Origin of the sequence: Nonomuraea rosea (assembly GCF_039539705.1) — a bacterium.
In the GTDB taxonomy this organism is placed as follows: Bacteria; Actinomycetota; Actinomycetes; order Streptosporangiales; family Streptosporangiaceae; genus Nonomuraea; species Nonomuraea rosea.
In genome coordinates, this window is sequence record NZ_BAABDQ010000018.1 from 69,318 (window position 1) to 86,236 (window position 16,919).

A 16,919-nucleotide genomic window follows, 5' to 3' on the forward strand; every position below is an offset into this window, starting at 1 on the left:
CGATACCGGCTCAACGGAAAGGAACCGGATCAATGATCGCTTGGAACACTTCGCGCCGCCTGATGAGAGGTATGGGCGCGGTGGCCGCGCTCACCCTCGCCGTGACCGCCTGCGGCGGCTCCGGCGAGCCCGCCGCCGGCGGCGACGGGAGCCTCACCCTGACGGTCTCGGTGTGGAACCTCGCCAAGACCCCCGAGTTCACGGCGCTGTTCGACGCCTTCCAGAAGGCGAACCCGACCATCAAGATCAAGCCGGTGGACATCCTCGCGGACGACTATCCCGACAAGGTCACCACGATGCTGGCCGGCGGCGACAAGACCGACGTGATCACGATGAAGAACGTCATCGACTACTCGCGCTACTCCAGCCGCAAGCAGCTCCTCGACATCACCGACGCGGTCAAGTCCACCGACACCGCGAAGCTGGCGGGCCTGTCCGCCTTCGACGTCCAGGGCAAGTATTTCGCGATGCCGTACCGGCAGGACTTCTGGCTGCTCTACTACAACAAGAAGCTGTTCGAGAAGGCCGGCGCCACCATGCCGGAGCAGCTCACCTGGGACGAGTACGCCAAGCTCGCCCAGCAGCTGACCCGCGAGGAGGGCGGCAAGAAGGTCTACGGCACCTACCACCACACCTGGCGGTCGGTCGTGCAGGCCGTCGCCGCCGTCCAGACCGGCGGCGACCTGCTCAGCGGCGACTACTCCTTCTTCACCGACCAGTACGCGGTGGCGCTCGGGCTGCAGAAGTCCGGCGCGGTCCTCGACTTCGGCACCGCGACCGCGCAGAAGTCGGACTACCGCACGCAGTTCGAGACCGGCGCGACGGCCATGATGCCCATGGGCACCTGGTACGTCTCCGGCATCCTGGAGGCCAAGGGGAAGGGCACCACCGACGTGGACTGGGCGCTCGCCCCGATGCCGCAGCGCCCGGGCGGCACAGGGGTGACGACGTTCGGCTCGCCGACCGCCTTCGCCGTCAACGCCAGGTCCGAGCACGCCGACGCCGCCAAGAAGTTCGTGCAGTTCGCCGCCGGTCAGGCGGGCGCCGAGGCGATCACCAAGGTGGGCGTGGTGCCCGCGCTGCAGACGCCCGAGATCACCAAGGCGTACTTCTCGCGCGAGGGCATGCCGACGGACGAGCTGTCGAAGAAGGCGTTCCAGCCGGACAAGGTCACGCTGGAGATGCCGGTCAGCGACAAGTCATCCGACATCGACACGATCCTCAACGAGGAGCACCAGCTCGTCATGGTCGGCGAGAAGTCGGCCGCGGACGGCATCCGTTCGATGAACGAGCGCGTCAAGAGCGAGGCGCTCAACTGAGGGACGCGGCGGGCGCCCGCCGCGTCCCGTGCAGGACCCCAGTTCAGCTGTCACAAAGGACGGTCATGGCCCATGTGATGACGCCTCCGGCGCGGCCCGCGCCGGAGGCGCCGCCCCCCAGGAAGCGTGTGTGGCGCGACATCCTCATCGGGTGGAGCTTCATCCTCCCGAACTTCCTCGGCTTCGCGCTGTTCACCCTGGTCCCGATGGTGGCCGCGTTCGCGCTGGCGTTCCTGGACTGGGACTCCTACAGCACGCCCGAGTGGGTGGGGCTGAAGAACTTCCAGCGCATGCTCAGTGACGAGAACTTCCACGTCGCGCTCCGCAACACGCTCTTCTACGCGGCCGGGCACATCCCGCTCACACTGGTGGCCGCGCTCGGGCTGGCGCTCGTGCTGAACCGCAAGCTGCGCGGGATGGCCTTCTTCCGCACCGCGGCGTTCTTCCCGTACGTCACCTCGCTGGTCGCCGTGGCCATCGTCTGGAACATGCTGTTCAACCCGACGGCCGGGCCGATCAACCAGGTGCTGGAGGCGCTCGGACTCGACGACCCGCCCAGGTGGGTGGCGAGCACGGACTGGGCGATGCCGGCGGTGATCGTCACCAGCGTGTGGCGGGACATGGGCTACTACATGGTGCTCTACCTGGCCGGGCTGCAGACGATCCCGAAGGAGTACTACGAGGCCGCCACGGTCGACGGCGCGAACGCCTGGCAGCGCTTCTGGAGCATCACCGTGCCGAGCCTGCGGCCCACGACGTTCTTCGTCGTCGTGATGCTGACCATCCAGAGCTTCAAGGTCCTCGACCTCATCGTGGTCATGACCGAGGGCGGGCCGGGCCGCAGCACGAAGGTCCTGGCCCAGCTCGTCTACGAGCAGGGCATCCGAGAGGGCCGGTTCGGCTACTCCTCGGCGATCGCCCTGGTGCTCTTCCTCATCGTGCTCACCGCCACCCTCATCCAGTTCCGGCTCAACGAACGGAGGAACGGCTGATGACGACGCTGCGCGAGGCTCCGCCGGCCGCCGCGGGGCCGCGGCCGCCGTCGGCCCCGCCAGGGGCGGACCGGCCCGCCCGGGGGCCCGTCCGCGCGGCGGCGACGTACGCGGCCCTCACCGTGGTCACGGCGCTGGTGCTGGTGCCGTTCGGCTGGATGGTGTCGTCGGCGCTGAAGCGTGACAACCAGGTCCTGACCATCCCCATCCAGTGGATCCCGGACGAGCTGCGCTGGTCGAACTTCGTGGACATCTGGGAGCGCATCCCGCTGCTGACCTACCTGGGGAACTCGGCGTTCCTCGCCGTGACGATCACGCTGCTGCAGGTGCTCAGCGGGAGCTTCGCCGCCTACGGGTTCTCCAAGGTGCGCTTTCCCGGCCGGGACGCGTTGTTCGTCGCCTACATCGCGACGATCGCCGTGCCGTGGCAGGCGTACATGGTGCCGCAGTACATCATGATGCAGCGCGCGGAGCTGACGGACACGTACTGGTCGATCATCCTGCTGCAGGCGTTCGGCGCGTTCGGCGTATTCCTCATGCGCCAGTACTACATGTCGATCCCCGACGACCTGTGCGAGGCCGCGCGGATCGACGGCCTGAGCGAGTACGGCATCTACTGGCGGATCATGCTGCCGCTGTCCAAGCCGGCGCTGGCCAGCCTGGCCCTGCTCACGTTCGTCAACACCTGGAACGACTACATGGGGCCCTTCATCTACCTGACGAGCAACGAGCTGTGGACCGTGCAACTCGGGCTGCGTTCGTTCGTCGGGCAGTACGAGGCGGAGTACGCCATGATCATGGCGGGCGCGGTGCTGTCCGTGCTGCCGATCCTGGTCATCTTCCTGCTGGGCCAGCGGTACTTCATCCGCGGCATCGCGACGAGCGGGCTCAAGGGATGAGCGGGCACGGGCAGGTCACCGGGGTGCGCCGCCTGCTGCGGCCGGCCGCGCAGGGCACGTACGAGAAGGTGTTCGGCACCGTCTACGTCGGGTTGATGACGAACGTGCTGCTCGCCGTCGCCTGCGCGCCGCTCCTGGCGGCGCTCGCGATCGTGCGGGACCCGCTCGCGTCGTGGCCGTTCTTCGCCGCGCTGTCGCCGCTGTGCGCGCCGGCGCTGACGGGGGCGTTCGCCTGCTTCGCGGCGCTGGGGGAGGGGGGAACGGCCGTCGTGCTGCGCCCGTTCTGGGACGGCTACCGGCGCGGCGGGGGCCGCGCGGCGCTGGTCTGGGCGGGCGGCGCCGCGGCCGTCAGCGTGCTCGGGCTCGACGCCGCGGTCGTCGCGCGCACCGGCTGGGGGCCGGCGTTCGTCCCGTTCTTCGGCACGGCGGCGGCGCTGGTGGCGGCCGTGACCGTCGCGCTCCTGGTGCTGCTCGCCGAGCCGGGGAGCCGGCCGGTACGCGCCCTGCTCCGCCCCTGCGTCTACCTCGTGGCGCGGCGCTGGTACCTGGCCGCGCTCAACCTCGTCGTGCTCGGCCTGGCCGGGTACGTCGTGCTGACCAGGCCGGTGATCGGCGTGCTGCTCCTGGGCGCGCCCCTGCTGTACCTCGTGTGGGCCACGACCAGGTACATCGTCGCCCGCACGCCTGAGCGAACGAGCACCTCCATGTGACAACAGTCAGAGAGAGGACGGCACGATGCGAGGGAACAACCGGCTCTTACGGTTAGGGACGGCACTCGCCCTGGCGGCGGCGACGGCCGTGTGGGTGGTGGCCGCGGTCACCACCACCGCCCAGGCGGCGACGAACGGCTTCAGAGGCGTCAACTGGGCCGACCAGCGCGACAATTTCGTCGACGACACGCTCGTGCTCGGCGGCCTGAGCACCTCCGACACCTACGCGACGACCCAGGCCAAGGCGGACCGGATCCTGTCCGGCTTCCAGGCCAACCTGGGCGCCAACACGGTGCGCCTGCCGGTCAACTACCCGACCGTCTCGGGCTCCTACTGGAACTCCTACATCGGCGCCATCGACACCGCGACCGCCAAGGGCATGAAGGTCATCCTCAGCTACTGGGAGGCCGACAGCTCGCGTGACGGCCTGGTGGACGACACCACGCAGTTCTGGGCGATGTGGCAGAAGATCGTCACCAAGTACAGCGGCAACGGCCTCGTCCACTTCGAGCCGATGAACGAGCCCCACGGATACAGCGACGCGAACTGGAAGAACCTGGCCGCGCAATGGCTGACCACCTATCCGGGCGTGCCGCGGGGCCGGATCATCATCAGCGGCGCCGGCTACAACCAGCGGCTGGCCACCATCGGCGGTGACAGCCGCTTCGACGGCACGCTGATCTCCCTGCACACCTACGCGTTCTTCAACAGCAGCCTCACCAGTGAGCTGCAGTGGCGGCAGCACGTGCGCGACAGCGTCGGCGGTTACGCCGCCCGGGTCCTCATCACCGAGTGGGGCGCGCCCATGACCGACGGCCGCACCTACGATCAGCCCTCGCTCAGCGACTCGTTCGTCGCGTTCGTCCGCGGCGTCGCCGCCGAGGCCCGGTCGCTGGGCCTGGGCACGGTCTACTGGCCGGGCGTGCGCGTCAACGACTGGTACCGGCTGCAGGAGATCAACGGCAGCGGCACGAGCATCACGCTGTCGACCACCAGCGCCTCCGGCCGCGACCAGCTCCGTTACTCGTGGGGCATCTCCGACAGCCTGCCGCCGACGCCCGCGTCCGTCTACCACCGCGTGGTCAACCGCAACAGCGGCCGCGTCATGGACGTCATCGGCGCGTCGGCCGCCGCGAACGCCGAGGTCAAGCAGTACGCCTGGAACGGCGGCGAGAACCAGCAGTGGTACTTCGAGGACGCGGGCGGCGGCTACATCCGGATCGTCAACGTCAACAGCGGCATGTGCCTGGACGTGGCGAGCGCGTCGGCCGCCGACGGCGGCAACGTCATCCAGTACACCTGCGGCGCCGCCGCCAACCAGCAGTGGCAGTGGCGGGCCACCGGCTCCTACTACCAGCTCGTCGCCCGGCACAGCGGCAAGTGCCTGGACGTGTCCGGCTCCGGCACCGGCGACGGGGCCGACATCCAGCAGTACGCCTGCCACAGCGGCACCAACCAGCAGTGGTCACGCGTCCAGTCATAGGGACGCGATCCCGGCCGCCTGCCGGATCATCGCGGCAGGCGGCGTCGGGCGGCTCAGGACTCGCGGACGACCAGGTGGGCGGGCACGACGTGGACGCCCGGCGCGGGCCGCCCGTTGATGGCGTCGAGCAGGAGCTCGGCCGAGCGGCGGCCGATCTCCTCCAGGCCCAGGTCCACGGTCGTCAACGGCGGCCTGGCCGCCTCCGCGACGAGCCCCCAGTTGTCGACGCCGACGACGCCGATCTGCATGGGCAGGGAGATCCCGGCCTCGCGCAGCCCGTCGGTCACCCCGCGGGCCACCACGTCGTTGCCGCAGAAGACGCCGTCCACGTCCGGGTGGGCGCGCAGCATCTGAGCCGCGGCGAACCGTCCCCACGCCTCGGTCCAGTTGCCGAAGAACGGCTCGCCGACGAGCTCCAGGCCGTGGGCGGCGAGCGCCTCGGACATCCCCGTGGCGCGCTCGCGGGCCGAGGCGTGGGAGTGCGGGCCGGTGATGTGCGCGATGCGCCGGCGACCGGTCTTGGCCAGGTGCCGCACCGCCAGGCGTCCGGCGCCGCGCTCGTCGCTGACCACGCTGCAGTCGTGCGCGCCGCCGCTGGGCGCGAAGGCGTACACGACGGGGACGGGCAGGTCGTCGCCCAGCGGCCGGCGCACGTCGGTGCGGCGGCCGGCCACGATGATGCCGTCGACCCGGCGTTCCAGCAGTTTGCGCAGGTGGTGCTGCTCGCGGATGGGGTCGTCGCGGCTGTCGCAGAGGAAGGCGATCATCTCCCCCGCGGCGAGGGAGTCCTCGGCGCCGCGCATCACCGGGATGCCGAACCGGCCGTAGCTGTCGGTCGTGATGACGCCCACGGTGAACGTGCGCCCGGTCAGCAGGCTGCGCGCGACGTTGCTGGGCGCGAAGCCCAGCTCTTCCGCGGCGGCCCGCACCCGGGCGCGGGTTTCCTCACGGAGCCTGCCGCGGCCGTTGAGCGCCTTGGACGCGGTGCCCAGGGACACGCCGGCCCTGGCGGCCACGTCCGCGATGCCGACGCGGCGGGCGGCGGCCCTGGGGGCGGTTTCCTCGGTCATAAGTGCTGTTCCTGGTCTGTCGGGACAGCTGCTGGCTGATCGTGGCGGAAAACGGAAACTTCATCCGGTCGATTGGGAAAATTGTTTCCCAGAACCGTACACCGCGGACACCGGCGGCCGGCAAGGGGCCGACGCGCAAAGGTTGCGAAGAGTCCGAGGTAGAAGCGGATAGAGGTCTTGACCGGCGGATCGGGGAGTCTTAGGTTGACGACCGGGCAAACGTTTCATTCTTGTTTCCCGAGTGGCGGCCGGCCACGCATCACGCCCCTATCACCGATTCGAGAGGCAGCAGGTGAACGCGCACATTCAGGACGCGCCACTCCGTACCCGGACTCTGGGCCCGGCTGTGCCACGAAGGCCCGCGCGCCTTGGACCGTTGCCGTTGAGCGCGGTGCGGCTGAACCCCGCGTCGCTGCTCGGCGGCTGGCAGGAGCTCAACGCCGCCGCCACCATCCCGCACTGCGTGGCCAACGTCGAACGCACCGGCACCATCGCGAACCTGCGCCGCCTCGCCGAGGCCGGCCAGGACGGCCCGGAAGGGACCTTCCAGGGACCGTGGTTCGCCGACTCCGACCTCTACAAGACCCTTGAGGCCATCGGCTGGGAGGCGGGACGGTCCGGCACCGAGCGGTGGGCCGGGCTGCTGTCCGAGGTGGCCGGCCTGCTCGAACAGGTGCAGGCGCCGGACGGCTATCTCAACACCTACGTGCAGGGCACGCCGGACAAGGTGCCGTTCAGCAACCCCGAGTACACCCACGAGCTCTACTGCGCGGGCCACCTCATGCAGGCCGCCGTGGCGCTGCACCGCGGCAGCGGCGACGAGCGCTTCCTGGCGGTCGCCCGGCGCTTCGGCGATCTCGTCGTACGCGAATTCGGCGAGGACGGTGAGCCGGTCATCGACGGTCACCCCGAGGTGGAGACCGCGCTCGTCGAGCTCTACCGCGAGACGGGCGAGGAGAGCTACCTGCGCGCGGCCGAGCTCCAGGTCGAGCGGCGCGGGCACCGCACGCTGGCCGGCGGCCGCTTCGGCGCGCAGTACTACCAGGACCACCTGCCGGTACGTGAGGCGACCGAGGCCATCGGGCACTCGGTGCGCCAGCTCTACCTGGCCGCCGGCGTCACCGACCTCTACCTGGAGAACGGCGACGAGTCGCTGCTGCGCGCGATGGAGCAGCTCTGGGACAGCGCCTTCGGCACCAAGATGTACGTCATCGGGGGCCACGGCTCCCGGCACCGCGACGAGTCGTACGGCGACCCGTACGAGCTGCCGCCGGACCGCGCCTACGCCGAGACCTGCGCCTCCATCGCCGCCCTGCAGTGGTGCTGGCGCATGCTGCTGGCCACGGGCCAGGCCCGCTACGCCGAGGAGATGGAGCGCGCGCTGCTGAACGCGATCGCCGCGTCGATGGACCACAGCGGCACCGCCTTCTTCTACTCCAACCCGCTCCAGCTGCGCACCGGGCACGACGGCTCCAGCGAGGACGCGCCCAGCGAGCGCCTGCCCTGGTACGGCTGCGCCTGCTGCCCGCCGAACCTCGCCCGCCTGCTGGCCTCGCTGCACGGCTACGCGGCCACCGCGGACGCCGCCGGGCTGCAGGTGCACCTGCTCACCCCGGGAACGTTCGCGGGGGAGAGCCTGACCGCCGTCGTCGAGACCGGCTACCCGTGGGACGGCGACGTGCTGGTGACCGTCACCGGCAGGGGCGAGCTGGCCGTCCGCGTGCCCTCCTGGGCCGAGGGCGCCACGCTCGACGTGACCGGCGGGCAGGTGCTCGCCGGACCCGTCCCCGGCGACTACCTGCGCGTGACCTGCGCGGACGGCGCCACGGTGCGCCTCACGCTGCCGATGACGCCGCGCCTGGTGCGTGCCGACGAGCGCGCCGACGCCGTCCGCGGCTGCGTGGCCGTCATGCGCGGGCCGCTCGTCCACTGCGTCGAGCAGGCGGACCTGCCCGAGGGCGTCCTCGTCGAGCAACTGCGCCTGGACCCCGCGGCCCCCATCGCCGAGGAGCGCGGGCAGGACGCCGTCACGCCCGTCCGGCTGCGCCTGTCCGGCGTGGTCCGGCCGCTCGGCCAAGAGCTGTACGGAACGTACGACCCGGCTCCCCGCACCGGCACGCCGGTCACCTTCACCGCCATCCCCTACCACGCCTGGGCGAACCGGGGACCCGGAGCCATGCGCGTCTGGCTCCCGCTCGCCTGAGCAGACGCCGCGCCATCACACACCCCCCGCCCGCGGCGGCGCGGGCAGAAAGAAGTGACCATGAGAACCACGAGGCTCGCGGCCCTGGCCGCCGCGCTCGCGATCGCCGTCTCGGCCTGCGGTGGCGGCGGTGGCGGCCAGACGTCGGCCGCGAACGACAAGCCGACCGGCACCGCCACCATGTGGGTGCGCGACAGCGCGAAGGGCTTCATCAACCTGCTCGCCGACCGGTACAACAAGACCCACGACGGCAAGGTGCAGGTCACGATCGTGCCGACGGGGAACTTCGTGCAGAAGTTCGGCACGGCCGCCGCCTCGGGCTCCGGCCCGGACATCGCCTCGATCGACCTGGTTTACCTGCCGTACTTCGCCTCGAAGGGGGTGCTCGACGACCTCACCCCCGTGCTGAACTCCCTGACGTGGAAGGACGGCCTCAGCGAGGCCCACAAGAAGCTCGCGGTGTACGACGGCAAGACCTTCGCCCTGCCGTTCACCGCCGAGGCGTCGGTCACCTTCTACAACAAGGACCTGTTCAAGAAGGCCGGCCTCGACCCGGACAAGCCGCCGGCGAACTACGCCGACATGCTGGCCGCCGCCCGGGCGATCCGCAAGCTCGGCAGCGACTACTACGGCTTCACCATGGCCGGCCAGTGCGGCGGCTGCAACGTCTTCGAGTTCGCCCCGCACGTGTGGGCGAGCGGCGGGAAGATCCTCTCCGACGACGGCAAGAGCGCGTTGTTCGACAGCGCCGAGGTGACCGACGCCCTCACGTTCTACCGCCAGCTCTGGACGGAAGGGCTCATGCCCCCGTCGGCGAAGACCGACGGCGGCACCGTGCAGCCGCAGTCCTTCCAGAGCGGCAAGGTCGGCATGGTGAACCTCGGCGCCTTCTTCGTGCAGACCCTGGTGGCCGACAAGAAGATCGACTTCGGGGCCACGCCGATCGTCGGCAAGGACGGCGGCACCTCGTCGTTCGCCGGCGGTGACGAGATCGCGGTCACCAAGGGCGCCAAGAACAAGGCCGTCGCCTACGACTTCGTCAAGTGGGCCACCGGCGAGGAGGCGCAGACCATCCTGGCGAAGAACGCCATCGTCCCCATCAGGACCGACCTCGTGGACAAGATCTACGCGCCGCTCGACCCGCGCTACAAGGTCCTCGGCGAGGCCATGACCAGCGGGCAGACCCCGTACAGCGTGGTCGAGAACGGGATCATCAACGACAACAACGGCCCGTGGGCCAAGATGATCAACCAGGCGGTGTTCGGCACCGGCGACATCAAGACGGCGCAGGCGGCGGCGAAGCAGGCCGCCCAGCAGATCATCGACCAGGGCTGAGGGCCGCTGCCCGCCGCGGCGCCTGACCGCCGCGGCGGCGCGCCCCATGCCGGCCAAAGGAGGGCCGCATGACCGAGACGCACGTCGCGCCGGGTCCGCCGCGGGTCGCCGCTCCGGCGCGACCACGCGGACCCCGGCTCTCGACGAGACGACGCCGCCAGCTGCTGGGAGTGGCGATGGTGGCGCCCGCCCTGGCGGTCGTCACCGTGTTCTTCCTCGTCCCGCTCGTCATGACGTTCTGGATGTCCCTGCACGAGTGGCCGCTGCTCGGAGAGCACCACTTCATCGGGCTCGCGAACTATGTCAGGGCGGCCCACGACTCCGAGTGGCTGGCCGCCATCCGCTTCACCCTCGAATACACCGTGCTGATCACCCCGATCCTGCTGGTGTCGGGTCTCGGGCTGGCGTTCCTCGTGCACCGCGGGGGCCGGGCGGCGCGGGTCTTCCAGTCCGTCTTCTTCCTGCCCGTGGTCATCGGCTTCGCGGCGGCGGCCTACCTCTGGCTGTATCTCGCCCAGCCGGGTCTCGGCCCGCTGGCGGACCTGGCCGTACGGGCCGGGCTCGGCACCCGCGACACCAACTGGTTCGCCACGGCCACCAGCGGCCTGCTCGTCGTCACCGCGATGGTGGTGTGGAAGGTCACCGGCATGCAGATGCTCCTGCTGCTGTCGGGCCTGCAGTCCATCCCCGGCGAGCTGACGGAGGCGGCCCGCATCGACGGCGCCGGCCGGTGGAAGGCGTTCGTGCACGTCACGCTGCCGCTGCTGCGGCCGACCCTGGCGCTGGTGCTGGTCTTCTCGGTGGCCGGCTCGCTGCTGGCCTTCGACCAGTTCTACATCATGACCTCCGGCGGGCCGTCCAACGGCACGATCACCGCCGTCTACCAGATCTACCGCACCTCCTTCATCAACTTCGAGCTCGGCTACGGCGCCGCGCTGTCGGCCATGCTCATGGTGGTCCTGGCGGCGGTCAGCGCCCTGCAGATGCTCCTGCTGCGCAACTCGGAGCACGAATGAACACCCTCGCCGACATCCGGCGGGCACTGCCGCGGGCCGCCTGGTGGGCGGTGTGCGTGTGCGTGTCCGTCGTCATGCTCTACCCCCTGTACACGATGCTGGCCCAGTCGCTGAAGACCCCCGGCGAGGCCACGGAGAACCCGCCCACGCTCTTCCCGCACGGGATCTCGCCGGACAACTACGCGGCGCTCGGGAACACCGGCCAGGTCGGCGTCTGGCAGCACGTCGGCAACAGCCTCGTGGTGGCCGCGGGCGCGACGCTGCTGACCGTGGTGCTGGCCACGCTGGCCGGGTACGGCTTCGCCAAGCTGCGCTTCCCCGGCAGCGGGGTGCTGTTCTTCCTCATCCTGGCCACGTTCATGATCCCGTTCCAGGCGATCATCACGCCGCTGTTCTCGATCCTGCACGGCATGGGGCTGAGCGACACCCTGCTCGGCCTGACGCTCGTCTACACGACGTTCCAGCTCCCGTTCGGGATCTTCCTCATGCGCAACAGCTTCGCGGCGCTGCCGGCCGGCATCGAGGAGGCCGCGCTGGTCGACGGCTGCGGGCTCGTCGGCGCCATGGCGCGCGTGCTGCTGCCGGTCGCGATCCCCGGGCTCATCAGCACCGCGCTGTTCACGTTCTTCGCCTCCTGGAACGAGTTCTTCGCGGCCCTGATCCTGGTCACCGACGAGGCCAAGTTCACCCTGCCGGTGACGCTGACCGTGCTCGCCTCCAACCAGCTCGGCGCCCTCAACTGGGGCGTCATGCAGGCCGGCGTCGCCGTCACGGCCGTGCCGTGCATCGTGCTGTACCTGCTCCTGCAGCGCTACTACGTCGCGGGGCTGGTCTCGGGAGCCGTCAAGTGAAGTGTGGAATTTTCATGACCGGGTGGCCTGCCCCGACGGCCGTTCGCGGGGCCTTTCTGACACGTTCGGCCAGCTCGGCCTCCGCTTAACGGTTAAGGGGCCGGTCGGGGCGCGCGCGGGCCGATGAGCGGCGGCTGTACGGGCCGGGCGGTGCTGCGTACATTCCGACCGTTGCGAACCCAGCGAGGAGAGACCCGAGATGAGATCCACACCCTGGATCGCCGCGGCCGGCGCGGCGCTCGTCGCCTTAGTCCTGAGCACCGTCCTGTTCGCGCGAGTCCCGCCCGCGCACGCGGCCGTGGGGCTCCACATCAGCGGCACGAACATCGTCGAGGCCGGCGGCCAGACGTTCACCATGCGCGGGGTCAACCACCCGCACGTCTGGTACACGAACCAGACCAGCTCATTCGCCGCCGTCAAGGCACTCGGCGCCAACACCGTGCGCGTGGTGCTGGGCAGCGGCAAGCGATGGGGACCGTCCTCCGACGTCGCCAACGTGATCTCCCTGTGCAAGCAGAACCGGCTGATCTGCGTCCTGGAGGTGCACGACACCACCGGGTACGGCGAGGACGGCGCGGCGGCCACGCTCGACGAGGCGGTCAACTACTGGATCAGCCAGAAGAGCGCGCTCACCGGCCAGGAGAACCACGTCGTCATCAACATCGGCAACGAGCCGATCGGCAACACCAACGCCGCCCAGTGGACCAGCGCGACCACGGCCGCCATCCAGAAGATGCGCACCAACGGCTTCCAGCACCTGCTCATGGTCGACGGGCCGAACTGGGGCCAGGACTGGCAGTACGTCATGCGCGACAACGCCCAGACCATCCTGAACGCCGACACCCAGCACAACACGGTCCTGTCCATCCACATGTACGCCGTCTTCAACACCGCCGCGTCGATCACCGACTACCTCAACCGCTTCAGGACCAACGGCTGGCCGCTGGTCATCGGCGAGTTCGGCTGGCGGTTCGGCGCCAGCGAGGTGGATCACGAAACGCTGCTGTCCGAGGCGGTGTCGCGCGGTCTCGGCTACCTCGGCTGGTCCTGGAGCGGCAACACCGACCCGATCCTGGACATGGCGGCGAACTTCGACCCCGCCCAGCTCACCACCTGGGGCCAGCGGATCTTCAACGGCGCCAACGGCATCAAGGCCACGGCCAAGGAGGCGGCCGTCTACGGCGGCGCCACCCCGACCGTCACCCCGACCGTCACGCCCACGCCGACTCCGACGCCGGCGGGCTCGTGCAAGGTGGCGTACACGATGAACACCTGGAACACCGGCTTCACCGGCAACCTCACGATCACCAACACCGGTGCCTCGGCGGTCAACGGCTGGCGGCTGGCGTTCACGCTGCCGGGCGGGCAGACGATCACCAACGGCTGGGGCGCGTCGTACTCGCCGGCCAGCGGCCAGGTCACCGCGGTCAACGCCGCCTGGAACGGCGGCCTCGCGCCCGGCGCCGCCACCACCGTCGGCTTCCAGGCCACCCACACCGGCAACACCGCCAAGCCCGCCTCCTTCACCCTCAACGGAGCCGCCTGCCAGGTGGCCTGAGCATCAGCGACCGGTGACGTGCCGCCCGCGGCCGCAAGCGGGCGGCGCGCACCTCGGAAACATCGGATGGCACCCTTGTTGCGCGCCGGTTTCGGTGCTATTTCCTTAGGTCATGGTCCTTTGTGATCGGAGGAATCCGTGCCCCACCCCCCGAGGCGACGATTCGGAGCCGGTGTGATCGCCGCATTCGCCCTCGCAGCCGGCTTATCGGCCCCCGTGCACGCGCAAGCGGGCCCGGATCAGACACCCGATGACTTGACCCTCTGGTACGAGCAGCCCGCCACGAACTGGGAGACCCAGGCGCTGCCCATCGGCAACGGCCCGCTCGGGGCGATGGTCTTCGGCGGCGTCGCGTCCGAGCAGCTCCAGTTCAACGAGAAGACCCTGTGGACCGGCGGCCCCGGCTCCGCCGGCTACGACTTCGGCAACTGGAAGAGCCCGCGGCCGGACGCGATCGCCGAGGTCCAGCAGCAGATCGACCGCGACGGCAAGATGACGCCGGACGACGTGGCCGCCAAGCTCGGCCAGCCCAAGACCGGCTTCGGCGCGTACCAGACGCTCGGGGACCTGTTCCTGGACATCGCCGGCGCGCCGCGGAGCCCGACCGGCTACCGGCGCGAGCTGAGCCTGCGCGAGGCCGTGGCGCGGGTCGGCTACAGCGCGGACGGCGTGCGCTACTCGCGCGAGTACTTCGCCAGTAATCCCGGCAACGTGATCGCCGGCCGGCTGTCGGCCGACCAGGGCGGCAAGGTGTCGTTCACGCTGCGGCACACCTCGCCGCGCGACGACAAGACGGTCAGCGCCGCCGGTGGCCGGCTCACCATCCGCGGCCGGCTGGCGGACAACGGGATGCGGTTCGAGGCCCAGGTGCAGGTGATCACCCAGGGCGGCACCCGTACCGACGACGGCGACAAGATCACCGTCACCGGCGCGGACAGCGCCGTCTTCGTGCTCTCGGCCGGCACCGACTACGCCGGCGCCTACCCCGCCTACCGGGGCGCGGACCCGCACGCCAAGGTCACCGCCGCGGTGGACGCCGCCGCCGCCCAGGGCTACGACGAGCTCAGGAAGGCGCACGTCGCCGACTACCGCAGGCTGTTCGGCCGGGTCGCGCTCGACCTCGGGGGCACCATGCCGGCCGTCCCCACCGACCGGTTGCGCAAGAGCTACACCGGCGGCACGTCGGCCGCCGACCGCGCGCTGGAGTCGCTGTTCTTCGCCTACGGCCGCTACCTGCTGATCTCCTCCTCCCGCGAGAACGACCTGCTGCCCGCCAACCTGCAAGGCGTGTGGAACAACTCCACCAGCCCGCCCTGGTCGGCCGACTACCACGTCAACATCAACCTGCAGATGAACTACTGGCCGGCCGAGCAGACCAACCTGCACGAATCGACCGCGCCGTACGACCGCTACATCGCGGCGCTGGTCGAGCCGGGCCGCAGGACCGCCCAGGACATGTACGGCGCGCGCGGCTGGGTGGTCAACAACGAGACCAACCCGTTCGGCTTCACCGGCGTGCACAATTACCCCAGCGCCTTCTGGTTCCCCGAGGCCGCCGCCTGGACCACCCAGCACCTGTACGACACCTACCGCTTCACCGGCGACGTGACCTACCTGCGGAAGACCGCGTACCCGGTGATCAAGGGCGCGGCGGAGTTCTGGCTGGACTTCCTGCACACCGACCCACGTGACGACAGGTTCGTCGTCTCCCCGAGCTACTCGCCCGAGCACGGCGACTTCTCCGCGGGCGCGTCGATGTCGCAGCAGATCGTCCGCGAGGTGTTCACCAACGCGCTGGCGGCGGCCAGGAAGCTGAACGCGGACCAGGGCTTCCAGGCCGAGGTGAGCGCCGCCCTGGCCAAGCTCGACCCGGGCCTGCGCGTCGGCTCCTGGGGCCAGCTCCAGGAGTGGAAGAGCGACTGGGACTCCAAGACCGACGAGCATCGGCACGTCTCCCACCTGTACGCCCTGCACCCGGGCAACCAGCTCACCCCCGGCACCCCGCAGGCCGAGGCGGCGAAGATCTCGCTGACCGCGCGCGGCGACGGCGGCACCGGCTGGTCCAAAGCCTGGAAGATCAACTTCTGGGCGCGGCTGCTGGACGGCGACCACTCCCACAAGATGCTCGCCGAGCAGCTCAAGAGCTCCACGCTGGACAACCTGTGGGACACCCACCCGCCGTTCCAGATCGACGGCAACTTCGGCGCCACCTCCGGCATCGCCGAGATGCTGGTGCAGAGCCAGCACGACGTCGTGCACGTGCTGCCCGCCCTGCCGTCGGCCTGGCGCGACGGCTCGGTGTCCGGCCTGCGCGCCCGCGGCGACGTCACCGTGGACGCCACCTGGAAGAACGGCGCCCCCGACACCGTCACCGTGCACCCGGGCAGGACCGGCCCGATCAAGGTCAAGTCACCGTTCGTCGCCGGCCGCTACCGCGTCTACGACGAGCAGGGTCACGAGGTCGGCCCGCGCCGCGACGGCGACACCCTGAGCTGGAACGCGCGCGCCGGCAAGGCGTACACGATCCAGAACGAGGCCGCCGTCGCCCTGACCGCGCCCGCCACCGTGCAGCCGGGCGTCCCGTTCCAGGCCGAGGTGACGATCACGGCCACCCGCCGCCGCGCGGTGCCCGCCTCCGACGTGACGCTCACCGTGCCCCAGGGCTGGAGCACCGAGCCGGCCACCCGCCACGTGCCCGGCGTGGCACCGGGCGGCTCGCGCACCGCCGCCTTCACCGTCACGCCGGGGGCCGCCGACGGTTCGCGACGCGCGGTGCTCGCCGCCTCGGTCGCCGGCGACTCCTGGAAGGGCGCGGCCACCGCCGTCCTCGCCCTGGAGCCCTGCGCCGCCGCCCCGCCGGGCTCGGTCCTGGTCGCCTGGGACCCGAAGGAGGGCGGCACCGTCGCCGACGCCTCGGGCAACGGCCGCGACGCCACCCTCACCGGCGGGACCGCCGTCTACGACGCCACCGCCCCTTCGGGCAGCGGCCTGGTTTTGGACGGCGCCACGTACCTGACCACCGCCGACACCACACTCGGCCTGGTACGGGAGGCGACGTTCGCGGCCGAGGTCAAGATCGCGGGCAGTGGCTACCGACGGCTGTTCGACTCGCAGAGGTCCGGCGACCCCGGCACCGACGGCGTCCTCATCGACGTCACTCCGAGTAACACGCTGCGCTTCATCGGCGCCGGCGCGAACGTCGGGCTGAACACCACCCTGCCGGCCGGCCGCTGGATCGACCTCGTCGTCACCCTGGACCGCACCGGCGCCATCACCGTCTACGTGGACGGCGAACGCAAGGCCACCGGGCAGGCCACCTCCGACGGCATCACCGGCTGCACCGCCCGCTCGCTGCGCTTCGGCGCCGACCAGGGCGGCGGGCAGCGGCTCACCGGTTCGGTGGACCGCGCCGCCGTCATCGCCCGCGCCCTGACCGCCGGGGAGGTCGGGAGCTGGCGGGAGCTGGCCTTCGGCTGATCCCTG

12 protein-coding genes are annotated in these 16,919 nt (G+C 70.5%); 11 read left to right on the forward strand and 1 reads right to left on the reverse strand.

What is annotated here, in order from left to right; genetic code table 11:
• The first annotated feature begins 32 nt into the window (after positions 1–32).
• The 5 genes from ABEA43_RS34815 to ABEA43_RS34835 all read left to right on the forward strand — a co-directional run bounded on the left by ABEA43_RS34815 (position 33) and on the right by ABEA43_RS34835 (position 5,403).
• A complete protein-coding gene (locus tag ABEA43_RS34815; RefSeq protein WP_345568610.1) occupies positions 33–1,319 on the forward strand; it encodes an ABC transporter substrate-binding protein in 1,287 nt (428 codons plus the stop codon).
• 65 nt (positions 1,320–1,384) lie between these two features.
• Positions 1,385–2,311, forward strand: coding sequence for a carbohydrate ABC transporter permease (locus ABEA43_RS34820; RefSeq protein WP_345568611.1), 927 nt, complete (start codon positions 1,385–1,387; stop codon positions 2,309–2,311).
• Positions 2,311–3,210, forward strand: coding sequence for a carbohydrate ABC transporter permease (locus tag ABEA43_RS34825; RefSeq protein ID WP_345568612.1), 900 nt, complete (start codon positions 2,311–2,313; stop codon positions 3,208–3,210). The genes ABEA43_RS34820 and ABEA43_RS34825 overlap by 1 nt, the downstream gene beginning before the upstream one ends.
• Positions 3,207–3,920: a hypothetical protein gene (locus tag ABEA43_RS34830; protein ID WP_345568614.1), complete on the forward strand. Its 714-nt coding sequence runs from the start codon at positions 3,207–3,209 to the stop codon at positions 3,918–3,920. The genes ABEA43_RS34825 and ABEA43_RS34830 overlap by 4 nt, the downstream gene beginning before the upstream one ends.
• Positions 3,921–3,945: 25 nt before the next feature.
• A complete protein-coding gene (locus ABEA43_RS34835) occupies positions 3,946–5,403 on the forward strand; it encodes an RICIN domain-containing protein (RefSeq protein WP_345568616.1) in 1,458 nt (485 codons plus the stop codon).
• Positions 5,404–5,456: 53 nt separating this feature from the next.
• Here the strand turns inward: ABEA43_RS34835 and ABEA43_RS34840 are convergent, their stop codons facing one another.
• A complete protein-coding gene (locus ABEA43_RS34840; RefSeq protein WP_345568618.1) occupies positions 5,457–6,473 on the reverse strand; it encodes a LacI family DNA-binding transcriptional regulator in 1,017 nt (338 codons plus the stop codon).
• Positions 6,474–6,864: 391 nt separating this feature from the next.
• On the opposite strand from ABEA43_RS34840, the gene ABEA43_RS34845 reads away from it, so the two are divergent.
• From ABEA43_RS34845 to ABEA43_RS34870, 6 genes are all read left to right on the forward strand, one after another.
• Complete coding sequence (locus tag ABEA43_RS34845; RefSeq protein ID WP_345568619.1) at positions 6,865–8,676, forward strand: glycoside hydrolase family 127 protein; 1,812 nt, start codon at positions 6,865–6,867, stop codon at positions 8,674–8,676.
• A gap of 60 nt (positions 8,677–8,736) precedes the next feature.
• Entirely contained in the window at positions 8,737–10,011 is a 1,275-nt protein-coding gene (locus ABEA43_RS34850; RefSeq protein WP_345568620.1) for an ABC transporter substrate-binding protein, read from the forward strand.
• A 68-nt stretch (positions 10,012–10,079) separates the two neighbouring features.
• On the forward strand, positions 10,080–11,027 hold the full coding sequence (locus tag ABEA43_RS34855; protein WP_345568621.1) for a carbohydrate ABC transporter permease: 948 nt from the start codon (positions 10,080–10,082) through the stop codon (positions 11,025–11,027).
• Positions 11,024–11,878 (forward strand): carbohydrate ABC transporter permease, encoded by an 855-nt coding sequence (locus ABEA43_RS34860; protein WP_345568622.1) that lies wholly within the window; start codon positions 11,024–11,026, stop codon positions 11,876–11,878. Before ABEA43_RS34855 ends, ABEA43_RS34860 begins: the two co-directional genes overlap by 4 nt.
• A 199-nt stretch (positions 11,879–12,077) precedes the next feature.
• On the forward strand, positions 12,078–13,436 hold the full coding sequence (locus tag ABEA43_RS34865) for a cellulase family glycosylhydrolase (RefSeq protein ID WP_345568623.1): 1,359 nt from the start codon (positions 12,078–12,080) through the stop codon (positions 13,434–13,436).
• A 255-nt stretch (positions 13,437–13,691) separates the two neighbouring features.
• Positions 13,692–16,913 carry a glycosyl hydrolase family 95 catalytic domain-containing protein gene (locus tag ABEA43_RS34870; protein WP_345568624.1) on the forward strand — a complete coding sequence of 1,074 codons (3,222 nt, stop codon included), beginning with the start codon at positions 13,692–13,694 and terminating at the stop codon, positions 16,911–16,913.
• The last annotated feature ends 6 nt before the right edge of the window (positions 16,914–16,919 follow it).

Coding starts and splice junctions, on each gene's coding strand:
- ABEA43_RS34815 (WP_345568610.1), top strand. CDS start 33: ATGATCGCTTGGAACACTTCGCGCCGCCTGATGAGAGGTATGGGCGCG.
- ABEA43_RS34820 (WP_345568611.1), top strand. CDS start 1,385: ATGGCCCATGTGATGACGCCTCCGGCGCGGCCCGCGCCGGAGGCGCCG.
- ABEA43_RS34825 (WP_345568612.1), top strand. CDS start 2,311: ATGACGACGCTGCGCGAGGCTCCGCCGGCCGCCGCGGGGCCGCGGCCG.
- ABEA43_RS34830 (WP_345568614.1), top strand. CDS start 3,207: ATGAGCGGGCACGGGCAGGTCACCGGGGTGCGCCGCCTGCTGCGGCCG.
- ABEA43_RS34835 (WP_345568616.1), top strand. CDS start 3,946: ATGCGAGGGAACAACCGGCTCTTACGGTTAGGGACGGCACTCGCCCTG.
- ABEA43_RS34840 (WP_345568618.1), bottom strand. CDS start 6,473: ATGACCGAGGAAACCGCCCCCAGGGCCGCCGCCCGCCGCGTCGGCATC.
- ABEA43_RS34850 (WP_345568620.1), top strand. CDS start 8,737: ATGAGAACCACGAGGCTCGCGGCCCTGGCCGCCGCGCTCGCGATCGCC.
- ABEA43_RS34855 (WP_345568621.1), top strand. CDS start 10,080: ATGACCGAGACGCACGTCGCGCCGGGTCCGCCGCGGGTCGCCGCTCCG.
- ABEA43_RS34860 (WP_345568622.1), top strand. CDS start 11,024: ATGAACACCCTCGCCGACATCCGGCGGGCACTGCCGCGGGCCGCCTGG.
- ABEA43_RS34865 (WP_345568623.1), top strand. CDS start 12,078: ATGAGATCCACACCCTGGATCGCCGCGGCCGGCGCGGCGCTCGTCGCC.